The sequence below is a fragment of the Mucilaginibacter sp. genome (genome assembly GCF_039935595.1).
In the GTDB taxonomy this organism is placed as follows: Bacteria; Bacteroidota; Bacteroidia; order Sphingobacteriales; family Sphingobacteriaceae; genus Mucilaginibacter.
The window spans coordinates 1-4,460 of sequence record NZ_JBDTJZ010000189.1; the positions used below are offsets into that span (position 1 = coordinate 1).

Sequence of the window (4,460 nt, forward strand, 5' to 3'; positions counted from 1 at the left end):
TCCCATTGTCTGCGCTGATTACTTTGTAACCTTCCAGTTCAAGAAACTCAGCGGTACTATCACTAATATCTTTATTATCCTCAATATGCAATATCGTAACCATATAGTTAATGGTAAAATAAGGTAAACAGGCAGAGGTAGAAATTTAATATAAATATATAATATTAATTAAAACTTTCGCAATGGTTGTATTTAATTTATTAAAAGTCGGTGAGTTATTAATGCGAAGGATTAATTGTTCCAGCAGGTGGAACGAAAGCAAGCACACTTGGGATTGTGCCCGGATATATTTATAGTTGATGGGGGTAAACACAAGTTTTTAGCCGGTTTTACCCCCAATCATTTTGACAATTACATCCATTTTTCGGCAAAGCGGTTAAACTCGTGTCGCAGGTCATTGAATATTTTTTCTTCGGTTATATATTGTTCGTTTACATTATCATACTCAACTACCGCTTCTTCAGTAACAAAAACGTGAGTTTTGTGCAATTGCTGCCCAATGTTCTTGATATCGCTTTTAATACGATGCTTTATTTCATCCAAATAATTACTGTGTATTAAAAACTGGTTTTGAAAGTGCTCAATTTGTTGCGCTACTTCTTTACCCGTATTGTCTGCGGCAATTTCCTCCAAACGACCTTGCAGTATGCTTAGTTCCTGTTTGTAAAATTCAATTCCCCTTAAATAATCATTATTAAGGTTTGCAATGTGGCTTACGTTAATCTGTTCCATGATATAATTTTTAATTGTATTTACTATTTACTTCATTGTTGTTAATGGCAACTCAACCCCATACAGGGCCATTTCTAAACTGTTATCAAGATCATAAACATCTTTAAATTTGGTAAGTACTCCACCCTGTACTATACAGGTTAAATAAGTGATCTTTATAGGTAACGCTTTTTTTAAGGTGAAAGACTGCTTTTTATAAGCAGTTGCAGCCTGGCGCATCGCTTGTATTTTATTGGCCCCACCATCGTTAATCAATATTAAATCAGCCAGCTTAAGCGCTTGTTCTACACGGATACAGCCATGACTAAAAGCACGGTCATTTTTATTAAATAGTTGTTGCTCCGGTGTATCATGCAGGTATACACTAAAAGGGTTGTCAAAACGAAAAACCACCTGACCCAACGCATTATCACAACCTGACGCTTGCCTTGCATAATAACCTGCCGGGTTTTGACTGATTTGTTTAAGATTGGCGACAGTTGGTGTTATATACTGACCTTTTTTATTGTAAAGCGAAAAATTATTATTCTCTAAATACCCGGCATTTCGGATAGCTTTTGGTATTAACTCTTTCCTGAATATTTTTGCAGGAACATTCCACTCGGGTGCAGTACTAAAATACTTGATCTCGCTGGCTAAGGTTGGTGTAGGATTACCCGGCTTACCCACAATAACTTTAAACAGGTAAGTAGTATCAGGCTGATGAAACATTAAAGTATAAGAAGGAATATTAATATGTATGTAATCGTTCCCTTCAATATTTGCCCAGCGCAAACGTTCCATATTAATAGCCATTTGCCTTATGTCAGCCTCGGGTATTTCATAACAGTCTCCCTGCAACAAACCGGTTAACCGGTGCATATGGTATTGCAGATCTTCATATTCTTTTGATTTGGGTTGCACTTTGGCAACAGCGGTCATAAAATCCTTTTCTTTTAAGGCATTTATTAACGCTATTTCGGTGTTAAAACCATTTATATTACCCGCATCAATCTGATCAGCAGTGAAATAGGGATTTAGCTTACCATAATGTAAATGGTTAATAAAAGTGACTATAGCATCAGTTAGTATAATTTCAAACCGTGCCTGTTTGCTAATACTAACCTTTTTTTGAATGTCCAATATATCATGTAACTGGTCATATAGCAAGTCTTTGGGATGATAATCAGCATGCGAAAGCCCAAACTGTTTTACACAGTCAATAAGCAGCATAGCTTGCCATGCCACCCCCTCGCCACCCTGGTTTTTTATCCAAATTGGTTTGAATTTTTGTTGCAGGTAAAGGCGTGTTACCGTTTTAGGGTAGTTTAAGTTTAACTCACCGCTGTTAAGCTGGTGCTGCACTTCAACAGAAATAAGGCTGTCTCTTGATTGCGCAATTGTTACTTCGCTTTTGGCAATTATTATAAAAAAACTTATAATAATTACTTTATAACCTAAATTGATCAATCCATTCATATCATTGATTTTATAGTGTAAAGTTGTAGTTTCTTTAGCCTATAAATAATGACAGTGGTCATGTTATACTTTGATGCTAAACACCACTTACCACAGTATGGCTCTATTTTAATATGGAAAAAGAAGCAGCGGAACGGTAATGTTAGCAGGTAGATGATTGGTTAAATACCTCCCAATTATTTCTTCAAAATGAAACCTGTGATTAACCATAACCAACATATCATTATGCATGCCGTGGGTCAGCACATCTACCGCAATATTTAAATCCCTTTGTTTAATATTATTAAACAAAAGGCGGCTGTAATTTACATTACCGTTAATTTCCTCATTAAAAATACTAAGGGCATAATTTTCTTCGATTTGAGGAAGCCCTTTGGCCGATAAATGTGCCAGTAATACATCTGCATTAAAAGGTTTCGCAAAATCGGCTAAAAACCGCATTATCTGTAACCTGCAGTAGCGCAGATCGGCCAAATATGCCAAACGTTCAGGTACTTTAATTACCCAATTTTCAGGAATTAACAGTAAAGGGCAACGCACGCGGTTTAATACGGTGTGTATATTTAATTCATGATCACCGCTATTGGCATGATCACCAGTTTTAATTCCTTTAATAATAAACCATATTTGATTAACATAAATATATTCCGCAAGTTGCGTTTCATTCATTCCGGAAATGTCTATTTCTTCAATCGTCACATTAAAATTATTAAGGACGTTATTTACCAAAATATTATTTCCGCTAATACCTTGCTGTTCATATTCGTCTGGTACGCTATAACTAAAATCAGCCAAAACTAACTGTTTAAACCTTTTTTTAATTATACAGGTATTAGCCAACAAAATGTTTGCGTTCTGTTTTTTAGCTATTGTTAATGCAAATCTTGCAGCATGGATAGCTTCGGGTGAGTTATCGTTAATTACAAGAATGGTTTTCATAATTTTAGGTTTTAAATTTTATGTAAAATTTGAAAACTCATCTCTAATAATCTTTGACCGTTATCACTAATTCAATTGTTTCTTGTCATAAATTTAAGTTGAGATATATTGCCACGTATTATGCACAGACGATAAGAGTAAAAAAGGCCGCCTTTTTAGGCGACCTTCTTATTTATAACTATTCGGGATCTCTGCTTTAATAAAGTTTAGCCGCGGCATTCAACTGGGGGAAACTGCGTTGATGCCAGTAAGGATATATAGGGTCAACATCACTGGCAGCATCCAGTTTTTTGACCTGGTCTGTTGTCAAGTGCCATCCCACCGCGCCGAGGTTATGTTTCAATTGTTCTTCGTTGCGTGCGCCAATTACCAGGTTAGCTACCGTTGGCCGCTGCAATAACCAATTAAGCGCAACCTGGGTTACCGACTTACCGGTTTCCTCTGCCACGTCATCTAATGCATCAACAATTTTATATAGCCGTTCAAAATTAACCGGTGGACCTTGCTCACCTCCGTTATTCAAACGTGTATCTTTTGGGCTTTCCTGCCCACGGCGATACTTGCCCGTTAGCAAACCTGCCGACAATGGGCTCCACACAATTGTACTCACCCCGTGTTTTACGCCTAACGGCATCAGTTCCCACTCAAATTCACGATCAAGTAAGGTATAGTAAGCCTGATTGGCAATATAGCGCGACCAGCCGTAACGCTCAGAAATGGATAATGACTCCATCAAATGCCAGCCCGAAAAGTTAGAACAGGCGATATAGCGTATTTTTCCGCTGGTCACCAGATCGTCTAAAGCACGCAATGTTTCTTCAATAGGTGTATTGGCATCAAAACCGTGCATGTGGTAAATGTCTATATGATCAACACCCAATCGCTTTAAACTGGCTTCGCACTCTTTAATAAGGTGTAGCCGCGAGGACCCAAAATCATTCGGCCCGTCGCCCATAGGGAAAGTAGCTTTGGTTGAAATAAGCACACGGTTTTGCAGTCCTTCAATAGCCTTACCCAGTATTTCCTCGGCCATACCGCCCGAGTAAACATTGGCGGTATCAAAAAGATTTACACCTGCATCCAAACAAACATTAATTAGATTTTTGGCTTCTGCCACATCTGTACTGCCCCAGGCCTTAAAAAAAGCATTGCCGCCACCAAAAGTAGCGGTTCCAAAACTTAGCGCCGGTACCCTTAAACCTGATCTGCCCAATTGATTGTATTCCATAGATATATTAAATTTATATAGGTAGTTAAATTAATAAAAGTTATCATCAACGAGTAGCCTAATATATCAAATTATATAAAAACCATATAGTTTTTAGTCGTTC

General features: G+C 37.5%; 4 protein-coding genes. All 4 read right to left on the minus strand.

Annotated elements, in window-relative coordinates:
* Window positions 1-351: 351 nt before the first annotated feature.
* Window positions 352-732, minus strand: coding sequence for a hypothetical protein (locus tag ABI367_RS12945; protein ID WP_462227968.1), 381 nt, complete (start codon window positions 730-732; stop codon window positions 352-354).
* 27 nt (window positions 733-759) lie between these two features.
* Window positions 760-2,190 carry a L,D-transpeptidase scaffold domain-containing protein gene (locus tag ABI367_RS12950; protein WP_462227969.1) on the minus strand — a complete coding sequence of 477 codons (1,431 nt, stop codon included), beginning with the start codon at window positions 2,188-2,190 and terminating at the stop codon, window positions 760-762.
* 108 nt (window positions 2,191-2,298) lie between these two features.
* Window positions 2,299-2,985, minus strand: coding sequence for a hypothetical protein (locus tag ABI367_RS12955; protein ID WP_462227971.1), 687 nt, complete (start codon window positions 2,983-2,985; stop codon window positions 2,299-2,301).
* A gap of 340 nt (window positions 2,986-3,325) precedes the next feature.
* Window positions 3,326-4,357 (minus strand): aldo/keto reductase, encoded by a 1,032-nt coding sequence (locus ABI367_RS12960; RefSeq protein ID WP_462227972.1) that lies wholly within the window; start codon window positions 4,355-4,357, stop codon window positions 3,326-3,328.
* Window positions 4,358-4,460: the final 103 nt, after the last annotated feature.

Bases quoted from the DNA above. Each gene is read 5' to 3' on its own strand.
- ABI367_RS12945 (WP_462227968.1), bottom strand. From the start codon at position 732: ATGGAACAGATTAACGTAAGCCACATTGCAAACCTTAATAATGATTAT.
- ABI367_RS12950 (WP_462227969.1), bottom strand. From the start codon at position 2,190: ATGAATGGATTGATCAATTTAGGTTATAAAGTAATTATTATAAGTTTT.
- ABI367_RS12960 (WP_462227972.1), bottom strand. From the start codon at position 4,357: ATGGAATACAATCAATTGGGCAGATCAGGTTTAAGGGTACCGGCGCTA.